The sequence below is a fragment of the Mucilaginibacter lacusdianchii genome (genome assembly GCF_009770985.1).
Lineage (GTDB): Bacteria > Bacteroidota > Bacteroidia > Sphingobacteriales > Sphingobacteriaceae > Mucilaginibacter > Mucilaginibacter lacusdianchii.
In genome coordinates this window covers 1,241,672-1,254,125 of the sequence record NZ_WSRW01000002.1, presented here as the reverse complement: position 1 = coordinate 1,254,125, position 12,454 = coordinate 1,241,672, and the positions used below count along the sequence as shown (strand labels likewise).

The window sequence follows — 12,454 nt, the reverse complement described above, 5'->3', positions numbered from 1 at the left end:
CATGCAACGTCGCAAAAGTAAGCACCCGTTATTATACCTGCATCATGTTAACCTCAGAATAAAGCTTATTATTCCTTAACATACACTTCGCCCTTGTAGGGGTGAATAGATGAATGGTAACGGTAGCCGGCTTCATGTAACAGATAAAAAGTCATAATATCACACCAGCAAATCTCATCATGAAAAAAAGGAACTTTAGGGAACTTGCCTTCCTGTTTGCTTTCGCTTTTGTTGTAATTGTATTCGCCGTCGTGCCGGGCTATCCACTCTTTAAATTTATCCATTTCGGCAGGTTCCGAAAACACAATCTTAAAATGCGTTTCTTCTGTAACCGATTTCAGGTCATCATTCAAATAATGATGGAATTTATGCCGATGGCGGATGATTTTAGCCGTATTCATGTTTTGCTATGGTGATGTTGCTTTACCGTAACAAAGAAAGAGTGTGGACGTTTGAAGGATGTTGAATTATAATTTTGAAGGAAACGTCACTGCGAGACAGCTATAGCAGGTGTAGTGGCCGTCGAAGTAATCTGGGCATTCGTTGCCGTAATTGCAGTTGTGTTCTTAATGTTGATTACTGCGTTTAGAACTTAGTGTTAGTGCTATTGAACCTCCTTCGTCTGCTCATTGCCGCAGAGGCTATTTCTTTTGTCATAGCCACAAAAGAAACAAAAGGGCCTAGCTGTTGCGATCACCTATCCGCCCCCTTATCCTACGCTGGCCCGGGCGCAACAGCGGGCCTCTGCGCTTCTTTGAAAAGCATGGTATTTGGCATAAGGAGCGAAGATTTCAATCTTGGTTCGTGGCTCTTGTTTCTTTGTTCTTATCTTTTACCTCCAACTACTTTCTCGCCCACATAACCGCCCACATGATGTTTTTCCAGATCAGGTCTACTTCATCAAAGCCGGATTGTTCCAGTTGGTTAAGGTGCCAGCTTACAGGGCTGTGGTAATCGTGGGCATCCTGGTGTTCCATCCAAAGCTGCCAGTCGGCCTCGGTTGAGCCTAGTTTAAAGGCTTCTTCTTTCCAGCGGCCAATGTGTTTTTGGTAAATTTCTTCGTTGATGCCTTGGGTTTGGTCGGCAAACACAAATACGCCACCGGGTTTCAGCAAGCTATGCACGCGGTCATACAAGTCGGTTTTCTCGTAATCGGGTATATGGTGAATGGCTATACTGGATATGATCAAATCAAAGCTTTCCAGCTCAAAATCCAGATCGCTGAAATCTTGCTGGTGATAGTATACATTGGATTTATCTGCAAAACGCTGCTGGCATTCCTTCAAGATATCAGCTGAAATATCCAATGCATGGATTTCGGCTTGTGGATAGTGTTGCAAGGCGGCCGCCGTTAAGTTGCCTGTACCGCAGCCCAGGTCCAAAATCTGAAGGGGTTCCAAGTCATCCGGTATATAATAGAACAGGTTATAAAATATTTCATCGTAACGCGGAACACAACGGCTAATTAATTCAGTATAGCGGTTGCTTAACTGATTGTAAAAGGCTTCAACACTTTGCATGGGTTGAAGATAACCAAATTAGTTATCTGTTTATACAAGAAACTTTTACGTTAACATAAAGTAGGTGAAAACACTATTATATTGAACTATACCCTACAAACTATGAACTCAATGTTAAAATCCCTACCTTCACAGCCTCGAAAATCATTCTGATAAAATTATGAAACTGTTAGAAGGAAAAACCGCGCTGATTACCGGTGCGTCAAAAGGTATAGGCCGTAAAATAGCCGAAAAGTTTGCCGAGCATGGTGCCAACGTGGCGTTCACTTATTTGTCGTCTGTTGAAAAAGGCCAGGCTTTAGAGCAGGAACTGCAAGCTTTTGGTACTCAGGTTAAAGGCTACCGCTCAGATGCTTCTAAATTTGATGAGGCCGATAAATTGATTAACGATATTGTAGCCGATTTTGGCAAGCTGGATATTGTAGTGAACAACGCCGGTATCACTAAAGATGGCCTGCTGATGCGTATGACCGAAGAACAGTGGGATGAAGTACTGGACGTAAATTTGAAATCCATATTCAATGTAACCAAAGCAGCATCGCGCGTGATGATGAAAGCCCGTAAGGGGGTGTTTATCAACATGAGTTCGGTGGTTGGTGTACAGGGTAATGCCGGTCAGTCTAACTATGCTGCTTCTAAGGCGGGTATTATCGGTTTCTCCAAATCAGTAGCTAAAGAGCTGGGTTCACGTAACATCCGTACCAACGTGGTTGCACCTGGTTTTATTAAAACCGAAATGACTGAAGTGCTGGATCCGAAAGTGGTTGAAGGCTGGACGCAAAACATCCCGCTGAAACGTGCCGGCGAAACCGATGATGTGGCCAATACTTGTGTTTTCCTAGCATCAGACATGAGCGCTTATGTTACCGGTCAGGTAATAGCCGTTGATGGCGGTATGTTATAGTGAGGCAAGGAGCTGGCAATCGGTATGCAAAATAACGAAGTTGCTAAAGTGATTATATCAATGGCAACCGAACGCGGGCTGGATAAAACTATTTGCCCGTCGGAAGTAGCAAGAGCCATGTTTCCCGACAATTGGCGAAAGCACATGAGCCAGATACGGGATGTGGCAATAGCGTTGCAGCAACAAGGCAAAGTAAGCATCACGCAAAAAGGTGCAGCCGTTGATGTTCAGCATATCAAAGGACCTATCCGCATTAAAATTATATAACTGGATGTTCTAATCTACATCCTTTCAAAATAAAACAGCATATTTGGAATACAAGTATGCTGTTTTTGTTTTCAATTACCTGGGGAACTGTTTCGGGCTGGTGGACGCCTGTATGCCTGTTATTAGGCATATTGTATGCCTGGTTAATGTACCGGCAGCCGGTAAATATCAGTCAGCAAATGCGGTATCTGCTATTCGCTATGCGTACCCTGGCTGTATTTGTAATTGCGTTTTTGCTGGTATCGCCGCTGATTAAGTCGGTTACTTATCAGCCACAAAAGCCATTGGTGCTGGTTGCACAAGATAACTCGTCATCCATACAAAATTTTAAACCGAAAGGATTTAGTGAAAGCCAGTTAATTAGCCAACTGGCCAACCTGAAAAAGGCATTAGGTGATGATTATGAAGTGCGCGAGTTTAACTTCGATCAACAATTGAACAATGGTTTGTCCAACCGCTTTAATGGCAAGCAAACCAATATCAGCTCGGCCATACGCCAGCTAAACGAGCGTTTTGTGAACCAGAATATTGGTGCTTTAGTGCTAGCCACTGATGGTTTATACAATCAAGGAAACGATCCGCAATATGAGGCACGTAATATAAAAGCCAGTATTTATACTATAGCCTTAGGGGATACCATCCCCCGGCGGGATTTAGTAGTTAGTAACGTAAACTACAATAAAACGGCATTTTTGGGCAACGATTTTATTATAGAAGTGCAGGCCGAAGCCCTTCAAAGCCGGGGCGAAAATATGCACTTGAGCGTTACAGAAGATGGAAGGCAAGTGTTCATCCAAAATATAGCCGTTAATGCAAATGCCTACCGCAAAACCATTCCAGTAAAATTAAGTGCCGAAAAAAAAGGTATTCACAAGTTTACCATTAGTGTAGCACCAGTAGCCAACGAGCTTTCTACAAAGAATAATACTGAAAGCATATATATAGAAGTACTTGATGCGCGCCAGAAAGTGCTATTGGTTTATGCTAGCGCACATCCGGATATACGTGCTATCAAACAATCTGTAGAGCATAACCAAAATTTTGAACTTAAGGCTGTTCAGGGCGATAAATTGGCAGGCATTAAACTGAGCGACTATAACCTGATTATGCTTTACCAGGCATCCGCCGCAAGTAACGCTGTACTAAGAGATTTTGTGAGTAAAAGCAAAGTGCCGGTTTGGTATATGGCCGGTGCACAAACTGATTTAACAGCATTTAACAACGAACAAAAAACTATACAAATAGCGGCAGGCCGTACCGAAATGCAGGAGGTGTTTGCCGAGCCGGTAACCGGCTTCTCGTTATTTACGTTGTCTGATTCCACATTGCGTAAAATTAACCAGTTTCCACCTTTACTGGCACCTTACGGTAATTACGGAACTGGCAACGAAGCCACAGTATTACTAAAACAAAAAATCGGTAATGTATCTACCGGCTACCCGCTATTAACTTTTGCCGAGGCAGATGGCAGGCGCACGGCTGTAATGGCGGGCGAGGGCCTATGGCGCTGGCAATTGGCCGAATATCAAAGCTATGGCAGTCACCAAGCCTTGGAAGAATTATTTGGACAAGCAGTGCAATTTTTAACAGCCAACGCCAACCGCCAGCGTTTTAGGGCTTATGCCAGCAAAAACGTGTTTGACGAAGGCGAAAGTGTATTACTGAATGCCGAATTGTATAACGATGCGCTGGAACTGGTTAATACGCCCGATGTTAATGTTAGCATTAAAAGTAATGCAGGTAAACATTACAGTTACCTGTTTAGTCGTAACGGAAAAAGCTATCAGCTGAATGCCAGTACTTTGCCGGTAGGCGATTACAGTTATATTGCTACAGCCAAACTAGGTCGTGAAACGTTTACTGCCAAAGGACAGTTTACTGTTAAACAGCTAAGTTTAGAAAGCCGCCAAAGCACAGCCAATCATCAATTGCTTTATACCTTAGCCAAGCAGTCGGGCGGGCAAATGCTGCAGCCCTCGCAGGTAAATCAGTTGGTTGATTTAATCCGCAAAAATGAAAACATCAAAACCATTGTGTATGATGATAAGCATTACAGTGATTTGATCGATGTGAAATGGGTATTTGTATTGATACTGGCGCTATTAAGTGGCGAATGGTTTTTGCGTAAAAGGGAAGGGGAAGTGTAAGTGAGTGTTTGTGCGTTTGGAGCTTGATTAGTGCGTTTCTTAATATTTTTTGGTGCCATTGAACTTACTTCGTCTGCTCATTGCCGCAGGGGCTAGATACTTTTGTCATAGCCACAAAAGTATCCAAAAAGGCCTAGCTCTCGCGAGCCCTACCCAACGCCGCAGGCAGCCGCCGGCCCGGGCGCGATAGCGAGCCTCTGCGCTTTTTTTCTTTTTTATAATGTTTTTTTCATTTAACGTAAAGCACTACCAGAACGAGCCAAACAAGAAAAAATCGGCATTCAGCTTCTTTCGGTAGCTACTGACTTAAGTACTGGTACTATTCTGAGTAGAAAGAAGGTGCGGCCGAGAGCTTTCTTTTTGGTTACTTTTTCTTTTGCGGTAAAAGAAAAAGTAACATCCACAGGCCGTGGTTAAATTACTTTACATATCCTAATGAAACACTAAAGGAAGTTAAAGTTCAAACAATAGAAGAAGTCGTTCTAAACAAAGAAAGAGGACTAATCCTCTTTCTTTTTCTCTTTTACAATCACAAAAACGTCTTCATCAGGCTTTTTCATGAGGTATTTTTCGCGGGCAAATTTTTCCAGCTTTTGTGGGTTGGAGTTTAACTCGTCGAGGTCTTTGGTTACCTGGGCAGTTTCTTTCTGATAAAAGTCGCGCTCCTGTTCTAGTTTATTGAGTTGCTGCTTGTACTCATATTGTGAATACAAATCGTTTTTATCAAAAAACAGCATCCACACTACAAAAGCGATTGTTACCAAAAAAAACTTGTTTTTGAGTAAGTCAAACACGCGTTTCATTCCGTCAGGCGTTAAATATTTCATCATAAATTTAAACGGATTAAATTTAACTCCCAAATTAATTTTTAGCGCCAGCTGAAGAACCTTTACCTGTCGGTTTACGACTGTTGCCAAACCTGCGATTACCACCACCGTTACGTTGGTTGGATGACGAAGGGCGCCTGTGTTGTTGTGCTGGCTTGCCCTTTAATTCCTCTTTTATACGTTCAACATCCGTTAGCTTGCGCATAGGGTAAGGATGCTCTTCGTTAACCGGAATAGTTTTGGCAATCAGTTTATGAATATCTTTTAGAAATTCTTTTTCTTCATGATCGCAAAAAGATAACGCTATACCGCTGGCGCCGGCACGACCGGTACGGCCAATACGGTGCACATACGTTTCGGGCACGTTAGGCAACTCGAAATTAATTACGTGTGTCAGATCATCCACATCTATACCGCGGGCAGCAATATCGGTAGCTACTAGTATGCGGGTAGTGCGGTTTTTAAAGTTAGTTAACGCACGCTGACGAGCATTTTGCGATTTGTTGCCATGAATGGCCTCGGCCGTAATACCAGCACGACTCAAATCTTTTACCACCTTATCGGCACCATGCTTGGTGCGGGTAAATACCAGCGCGGTTTCAATGCTTTTATCTTTCAGAATGTGATTGAGTAAAGCTTTTTTGTCGCCTTTCTCAACAAAGAATACTTCTTGCTGTATGGTATCAGCAGTAGATGATACTGGTGTAACTTCTACCTTTTCTGGCTTGTTTAATATGGTATTGGCCAGTTGCTGAATTTCGGGTGGCATCGTGGCCGAAAAAAATAAGGTTTGGCGTTTGGCCGGTACTTTGGCAATAATCTTTTTTACATCATGCACAAAACCCATATCCAGCATCCGGTCGGCCTCGTCCAGTATTAAAAATTTGATATGATCCAGATGAACGAATCGTTGGTTTACCAAATCCAGCAAGCGGCCTGGCGTAGCTACCAGTATATCAACGCCTCTTCTTAAAGCATCGGTTTGCGGGTTTTGCGATACACCGCCAAAAATTACCAAATGCTTTAAGCCGGTGTGGCGGCCGTAAGCAGCCAAGCTCTCATCTATTTGGATTGCCAGTTCGCGAGTAGGGGTTAATATAAGGGCCTTAATAGTTTTTTGCTCCTTATGATTTGTACGCTCCTGGTGTAAAAGCTGCAACAAAGGAATAGAAAAGGCAGCCGTTTTACCGGTACCGGTTTGCGCACAGCCCAAAAGGTCTTTGCGTTGTAAAATAATAGGAATGGATTGCTCCTGTATAGGGGTTGGCTGAGTATATCCTTCAGTTTTCAAAGCCTTCAGGATAGGCTCAATTAAATTTAAATCTTGAAATAACATTTATTAATTTATGTATGTTCCCGTACTGATTTGTACAGTATTATGAGGGGTTTAGCTGGGCAACTGGTATATAATCAGTGCACTAAGGCAAAGATACGATTAATTGTTGGGATATTTATTTTGAATATTAGACAGGGTGCGAAGCCCTAGCATAAACCTTTAATAGGAATGCCCGTTATTTGCATCAACCCAAATGCATTTAGCCGGGAACCGGTTACTGCTTGTAAAATTGTATGAGATATTTAAACTTGCTTCTACTTTCTATGTTAACAGCTTGTATTAACACATTTGCTCAGGAAAACGATTATGTCGGATCTTACAATGGTTCCAAACATGAGCTGGCTTTGCAGTTGTATATCATGCCGCAACACAATTTTGTTATAGCCATGAGTTATGGTGCGGTAGATCAGGTAATTATTGGGAAATGGGAGCGCAAAGGAGATGGTATTTATTTGAAGCAGGATACACCGCCGCAAAGTGACCCCTTTTTGGTTTACCAGCGTAAAGCAGGTGCAAATGAAAATGAATTCATTTTCCGCAACTTTGGCATGAACACAACCGTTGCTTTTCGCGTGCTGAATAAATTCAATGCCGACAGTTTAAAGTACCTGCATTTGCCAGGCGAAAACATATTTACCCGTTCAAGCACGTTGCAAGTGCCTGCAAATAAGTTGGGAAGTATTTTTATTAGCAGGCAAATAGCAGAAGGCAGGCACGAGATTTATCAATATAACTTAGCGCCCGGCTATAACGCAGCGTTGTTGTACTACAATCCCGCGCCCAATCAGCAGCTATTCGAGAGCCAGGCAGTACTGAAAGATGGAGTGCTGTATTTAATTAATGCTGATGGCAACCAGCAAGCCACCGGGCATAAATCACCGCTGCCCGACAGTTACGAACGTCAACTTGCGGAATTAAAAAAGAGCACTGCAGTGCCCGATAGTTTGGACCAGTTACAAAACGGCGTTTATCAAACCTATTACCGGCTTAAACCTACGCAGCACTTTGAAAGTAATTTGAAACTAAACACCGCAACGGCGTACTTTAAGAGCAAGGAAGAGGAGCTTAAACAGGATGTGATAGCTACGCCCGTGCCAACTTTGCATATTACACCTGCAGATACAAAAAAGAAACGTTCATCAACAAAAAAGCCGGCTCATTAAAGCCGGCTTTTATATTTACGTACTTGCGTAGTATAAATTATCTGTTTTTAACGTATTTAAAATCTTTACCGATGAATTTAGCGTTAGCGCCTAATTCTTCTTCAATACGCAATAACTGGTTGTATTTAGCGATCCGGTCTGAACGTGATGCTGAACCGGTTTTGATTTGACCGCAGTTTAAGGCAACAGCTAAGTCGGCAATGGTAGCATCCTCAGTTTCGCCAGAACGGTGGCTCATTACAGAAGTATAGCCGTTGGTTTGTGCTAAAGATACCGCGTTGATAGTTTCGGTTAATGAACCAATTTGATTTACTTTAACCAGGATAGAGTTACCAATGTGTTTATCGATACCTTGTTGCAAACGCACAACGTTGGTTACAAACAAGTCGTCACCCACTAATTGTACTTTGCTGCCAATGCGCTCAGTTAATAATTTCCAGCCATCCCAGTCATCTTCGGCCATACCGTCTTCAATAGAGATGATAGGGTATTTTTCTGCTAATTGAGCTAAATACTCAACTTGCTCAGCGCTGGTGCGAACGGCACCTTTGTCGCCTTCAAATTTAGTGTAATCGTATTTGCCGTCTACAAAAAACTCAGATGCAGCACAGTCTAACGCCAGGAAAATTTCTTCGCCTGGTTTGTAACCAGCTTTTTCAATAGCTTTCAGGATAGTTTCAGCCGCGTCTTCAGTACCGTCAAAAGTTGGTGCAAAGCCGCCTTCGTCACCTACAGCAGTAGATAAGCCACGGTCATGCAGAATTTTTTTCAGGTTGTGGAATACCTCGGCACCCCAACGCAAAGCTTCAGAGAACGAAGGTGCGCCAGCCGGCATAATCATAAACTCCTGGAACGCGATAGGTGCATCAGAGTGTGACCCGCCGTTGATGATGTTCATCATTGGGATAGGCAAAGTGTTAGCATTTACACCACCTACATAGCGGTACAAAGGCTGACGGCTTTCTTGAGCAGCAGCTTTAGCTACAGCTAAAGATACACCTAAGATAGCGTTAGCACCCAGGTTGCCTTTATTTTCAGAACCATCAATTTCAAGCATCAGCGCGTCAATAGCATTTTGCTCAAAAACGTCCATGCCCTGTAATTCTTTGGCCAGTTTATCATTTACGTTGGCAACGGCTTGTAACACGCCTTTACCCATGTATTTGGTTTTATCGTTATCGCGCAGTTCAACAGCTTCGTGTGCACCGGTTGAAGCACCTGAAGGTACTGCTGCACGGCCCAATGCGCCGTTTTCGGTTAATACGTCTACTTCAATAGTAGGATTGCCGCGCGAATCCAATATCTGGCGGGCATGTACATTAATTATTAAACTCATTTTGCTATCGTTTGGTAAGTGTATATAAGATTATACAATTATTTGCGCGCTAAGATAAGGGCAAATTGTTAAAATAGAAATTCTAAGTTGTTAAGCTTAGTGTTTTTTGTACAGCAAGAACTGCGTTTTTGTTTTAAGAAATTGGAAAATGGTTGTTATTTGCGCAGAATATTATAGGTTGCCGTTAAAATCAGATAGTTTTTGCTGTTATCATTAGTAATAGCATAGTTGTACTGATTAATAATACCAGCCTGTAAATTAAACGCTTTGGTAAATTGATAGCCCAGCGATCCTGCAAAGCGGCTGCGTTCAAAATGTGGTTCTTTATTGGTTAAAAAAGCTTCGCCGAAGCCACTAAAAAAAACAGCGCCTTTTTGCATTTTTGGGTAGTTAAATGGAACGGTGGCGGTAAGCCGGTACCTGAAACGGTTGCGGTAACCAGTGCTCAGCCAGCGCTGTTCTACCCGGTAGCGATGATCCAGTTTAATACGGCTGATGTATTGGGTTAGGTTAAACTGTTCCCACAAACGGGTTTCCGTAACCTGTGGACCTTCATCCAACTCGTCATAACCATAAGTAGTATACCGGCCAGTACCCAGCAATGCCGAGCTGTTGTTGTCAAAATTATAACTTACGCCTGCTTTGACCTCATAATAATAAAACTGTGTAGTAATACCGTAGTTACGATCTTGAGCTTCAAAATAACCGCCCCAACGGTGTTGGGTGTTGCCAGGCAAATTAATGGTGATAATATTCCATCCTCCCAATCCTTTATACTGGGCGCTAGCCGATAAAGTATAAATGCCTAAAATTACAATCAACAGACTGCCACGAAGAAAAACGCCCATGTTAATTTATTGTTAACAAAGGCGCAAAAATATAATTTTAAAGCAGTTTATATTAACATGATCACTCCCATTTAAAAGTTTTTATGGCTACCGCATAAATGGCAATTCCCCACGCTAACAAAATTAATAACTGGTGAGTCACATCGCTTAAGCCCCGTATAGGCCAGAAAATATTCGCCTTCATAAACATCAAAGCTGATGCCGCTTACGGCTTTAAAATCGCCGTATTGCTTATATAGGTTGTTTACTTTTATGATAGGTTGCGTTGTCATGCTTTAAAAATACAACAACGCAACTCTTATTCGTATACATTTTCGGTAAATGGACGAAAACGCAGGGCGAACGGCGGAAAAGTGCTTCTTAAAAAGCGAGGCTTACTTCTTACCCTTTTTTAATTCGCTTTCTGATTTGATTACTTTTGAACCGTTAGCTTGCTTAATTTCATAAGCTGGCTCGTCTTTGCTGGCGTTACGTTTCACGGTGCTGCCTTTAATTGTCTTTTTTACGGGTTTGTCGTGTTTGGCTTCAATCTTGCCCTCGGCTTCTGATTTCTCCCAATTCCAGTGGACGGTATCTCCTTTTTTCATGGCTTTAGATGTTTATAATAGAATAAACAAAAACGCAGCCAGATAACGTGCTTCACAAAAGCAGGTTGTGAAATAAATAAAACAGGTGAAATTTAACTAGTGTACTTTTATAGTATCGGCAATAGCTTTGGTAGTGTCTTTGCCGTAAAACTTTAGAAAGTAATTGCCCTTTTTGGCTGGTTTAAAAGTATAAACCGATGAGTGTGATGATGTATCGGGCGCACAATTGGCACAGCTACTGGCATCTACAAACAGTTTAATATTGAAAGTATATGGATTAACCGTATCTGTTTTGAAGCTGTTAAAGGCATGGTGTTCGCCGGTGTGCGGCCAGGATACCGTAAAGGCAACAGAATCATTAGCCTTTGCGGTGAGAGGCCCATTTACACTGGCAATATTGGCTTGCAGTAATTTTACGTTACCATTGGCAGACTCTACCTCCTGCATCTCTGCTTTTTTGCAGGACGCTATAGTAAGCACCAGAAGAAGTAAAGTAAGATATTTTGCCATAGGTGTAAGATAAGGTGATGATACCTTGTACGCCGAAAAAATACTAAAGTTAAGCCAAATCGTAAATCTTTTACCAAATCTAATGCTTTGTATTGGCTTTAACAATGAGTTAAGATGAAAAGGTAATTTCTATCGACGAATATTTCAATAAATTCAAGTTGTTTGTAATGTAAATTAAACCAATCAGGTGATTGATAGTCTGCCTGATACCAAACCTTTACTTGTTATCATGAAATTAATATTCAAATATTTACTTGTTGTTTTATTACCATTTGTATTAGCGGGTTGTAATAGTGCAAAGCTGGCCTTGCGTGAGCAGAATTGGAACAGTCAGCCGGAATATGTAGTGCAAGGCCGCCAAGGCTTCACCTTTAACCAGAAACTAAAGTTTGGCGAGTTTGCTACCGATAAAATTAAACGCTCGTGGACTACTACAAAGGCAGTAAGCAGGTATTACGATTTTTCCAATATCACTGCTGATTTTATCAAACGGCATCAGGCATATTCGTTCACCATTCAGGATACTGCAGGGCGGGCGCTTACTATAAGCAGCGCTATAAATGTTGCTAAAACCGACAGAACATGGACAAAGGGGCGTAGCGCCTCATCCAAGTTTACATCGTCAGATATATTGAAAAACAATCTCTATATCATCATCACCAACCCGGATGATGAAAGTGATTTGCCCTGGCAACTTACTTTAGATAATAACGCACATTATACAAACCAACGCCATGCTGGTACGCTGTATCAAACCGATCAGGACTATTACTATTTTGTGCCTGTCACCAAAATCAAAGGCAGCAATGGCAGCCATCAGGCAAGCACTTTCGATGTATCTGGTTACGAAATTTTCAATCAAGATAATCAGCCTGTAGCGGCGGTATCATTAATTGATAAAGGCGCTGTGTACTTTAAAACCCAGGCTCCGGCCGAGCGCTTGTTGCTGGCCGGTGTTTGTTCGGCATTGCTATTGCAACCGCATGATATAGAAGATTAAGTGATCTTC

Annotated in this window: 14 protein-coding genes; 5 read left to right on the top strand and 9 right to left on the bottom strand. The window is 42.1% G+C overall.

Annotated elements, in window-relative coordinates; all coding sequences use genetic code 11:
* Positions 1-68: 68 nt before the first annotated feature.
* Both GPM24_RS12335 and GPM24_RS12330 read right to left on the bottom strand, forming a co-directional pair.
* A complete protein-coding gene (locus tag GPM24_RS12335) occupies positions 69-401 on the bottom strand; it encodes a hypothetical protein (RefSeq protein ID WP_158827051.1) in 333 nt (110 codons plus the stop codon).
* 441 nt (positions 402-842) lie between these two features.
* Positions 843-1,520, bottom strand: coding sequence for a class I SAM-dependent methyltransferase (locus tag GPM24_RS12330; protein WP_158827050.1), 678 nt, complete (start codon positions 1,518-1,520; stop codon positions 843-845).
* Positions 1,521-1,680: 160 nt separating this feature from the next.
* On the opposite strand from GPM24_RS12330, the gene fabG reads away from it, so the two are divergent.
* From fabG to GPM24_RS12315, 3 genes are read left to right on the top strand one after another with little or no spacing between them, the layout of a single operon-like run.
* Positions 1,681-2,424 carry a 3-oxoacyl-[acyl-carrier-protein] reductase gene (gene fabG, locus GPM24_RS12325; protein ID WP_158827049.1) on the top strand — a complete coding sequence of 248 codons (744 nt, stop codon included), beginning with the start codon at positions 1,681-1,683 and terminating at the stop codon, positions 2,422-2,424.
* A 24-nt stretch (positions 2,425-2,448) separates the two neighbouring features.
* Positions 2,449-2,691, top strand: coding sequence for a DUF3253 domain-containing protein (locus GPM24_RS12320; protein WP_158827048.1), 243 nt, complete (start codon positions 2,449-2,451; stop codon positions 2,689-2,691).
* 56 nt (positions 2,692-2,747) lie between these two features.
* Entirely contained in the window at positions 2,748-4,838 is a 2,091-nt protein-coding gene (locus GPM24_RS12315) for a vWA domain-containing protein (RefSeq protein ID WP_158827047.1), read from the top strand.
* Positions 4,839-5,338: 500 nt separating this feature from the next.
* On the opposite strand, the gene GPM24_RS12310 is transcribed toward GPM24_RS12315, so the two are convergent.
* Together GPM24_RS12310 and GPM24_RS12305 are read right to left on the bottom strand one after the other, a co-directional pair.
* The gene (locus tag GPM24_RS12310) at positions 5,339-5,668 is read right to left on the bottom strand and encodes an FtsB family cell division protein (protein ID WP_369409685.1); all 330 of its coding nucleotides are present in this window, start codon (positions 5,666-5,668) and stop codon (positions 5,339-5,341) included.
* A 31-nt stretch (positions 5,669-5,699) separates the two neighbouring features.
* Positions 5,700-7,001, bottom strand: a complete 1,302-nt coding sequence (locus tag GPM24_RS12305) for a DEAD/DEAH box helicase (protein WP_158827046.1) — start codon at positions 6,999-7,001, stop codon at positions 5,700-5,702.
* 233 nt (positions 7,002-7,234) lie between these two features.
* On the opposite strand from GPM24_RS12305, the gene GPM24_RS12300 reads away from it, so the two are divergent.
* On the top strand, positions 7,235-8,164 hold the full coding sequence (locus tag GPM24_RS12300; RefSeq protein ID WP_158827045.1) for a hypothetical protein: 930 nt from the start codon (positions 7,235-7,237) through the stop codon (positions 8,162-8,164).
* Positions 8,165-8,201: 37 nt separating this feature from the next.
* On the opposite strand, the gene eno is transcribed toward GPM24_RS12300, so the two are convergent.
* The 5 genes from eno to GPM24_RS12275 all read right to left on the bottom strand — a co-directional run bounded on the left by eno (position 8,202) and on the right by GPM24_RS12275 (position 11,445).
* Positions 8,202-9,500, bottom strand: a complete 1,299-nt coding sequence (gene eno / locus GPM24_RS12295; RefSeq protein WP_158827044.1) for a phosphopyruvate hydratase — start codon at positions 9,498-9,500, stop codon at positions 8,202-8,204.
* 155 nt (positions 9,501-9,655) lie between these two features.
* On the bottom strand, positions 9,656-10,348 hold the full coding sequence (locus GPM24_RS12290; protein ID WP_158827043.1) for a DUF2490 domain-containing protein: 693 nt from the start codon (positions 10,346-10,348) through the stop codon (positions 9,656-9,658).
* Positions 10,349-10,419: 71 nt separating this feature from the next.
* Positions 10,420-10,620 (bottom strand): hypothetical protein, encoded by a 201-nt coding sequence (locus GPM24_RS22140; RefSeq protein WP_199269732.1) that lies wholly within the window; start codon positions 10,618-10,620, stop codon positions 10,420-10,422.
* Positions 10,621-10,722: 102 nt separating this feature from the next.
* Positions 10,723-10,935 carry a hypervirulence associated TUDOR domain-containing protein gene (locus GPM24_RS12280; RefSeq protein WP_158827042.1) on the bottom strand — a complete coding sequence of 71 codons (213 nt, stop codon included), beginning with the start codon at positions 10,933-10,935 and terminating at the stop codon, positions 10,723-10,725.
* Positions 10,936-11,031: 96 nt separating this feature from the next.
* Entirely contained in the window at positions 11,032-11,445 is a 414-nt protein-coding gene (locus tag GPM24_RS12275; RefSeq protein WP_158827041.1) for a hypothetical protein, read from the bottom strand.
* A 229-nt stretch (positions 11,446-11,674) separates the two neighbouring features.
* Between GPM24_RS12275 and GPM24_RS12270 the strand changes: the two genes are divergently transcribed.
* On the top strand, positions 11,675-12,445 hold the full coding sequence (locus tag GPM24_RS12270; RefSeq protein WP_158827040.1) for a hypothetical protein: 771 nt from the start codon (positions 11,675-11,677) through the stop codon (positions 12,443-12,445).
* Positions 12,446-12,454: the final 9 nt, after the last annotated feature.

Coding starts and splice junctions, on each gene's coding strand:
- GPM24_RS12335 (WP_158827051.1), bottom strand. CDS start 401: ATGAATACGGCTAAAATCATCCGCCATCGGCATAAATTCCATCATTAT.
- GPM24_RS12330 (WP_158827050.1), bottom strand. CDS start 1,520: ATGCAAAGTGTTGAAGCCTTTTACAATCAGTTAAGCAACCGCTATACT.
- fabG (WP_158827049.1), top strand. CDS start 1,681: ATGAAACTGTTAGAAGGAAAAACCGCGCTGATTACCGGTGCGTCAAAA.
- GPM24_RS12320 (WP_158827048.1), top strand. CDS start 2,449: ATGCAAAATAACGAAGTTGCTAAAGTGATTATATCAATGGCAACCGAA.
- GPM24_RS12315 (WP_158827047.1), top strand. CDS start 2,748: ATGCTGTTTTTGTTTTCAATTACCTGGGGAACTGTTTCGGGCTGGTGG.
- GPM24_RS12310 (WP_369409685.1), bottom strand. CDS start 5,668: ATGATGAAATATTTAACGCCTGACGGAATGAAACGCGTGTTTGACTTA.
- GPM24_RS12305 (WP_158827046.1), bottom strand. CDS start 7,001: ATGTTATTTCAAGATTTAAATTTAATTGAGCCTATCCTGAAGGCTTTG.
- GPM24_RS12300 (WP_158827045.1), top strand. CDS start 7,235: ATGAGATATTTAAACTTGCTTCTACTTTCTATGTTAACAGCTTGTATT.
- eno (WP_158827044.1), bottom strand. CDS start 9,500: ATGAGTTTAATAATTAATGTACATGCCCGCCAGATATTGGATTCGCGC.
- GPM24_RS12290 (WP_158827043.1), bottom strand. CDS start 10,348: ATGGGCGTTTTTCTTCGTGGCAGTCTGTTGATTGTAATTTTAGGCATT.
- GPM24_RS22140 (WP_199269732.1), bottom strand. CDS start 10,620: ATGACAACGCAACCTATCATAAAAGTAAACAACCTATATAAGCAATAC.
- GPM24_RS12280 (WP_158827042.1), bottom strand. CDS start 10,935: ATGAAAAAAGGAGATACCGTCCACTGGAATTGGGAGAAATCAGAAGCC.
- GPM24_RS12275 (WP_158827041.1), bottom strand. CDS start 11,445: ATGGCAAAATATCTTACTTTACTTCTTCTGGTGCTTACTATAGCGTCC.
- GPM24_RS12270 (WP_158827040.1), top strand. CDS start 11,675: ATGAAATTAATATTCAAATATTTACTTGTTGTTTTATTACCATTTGTA.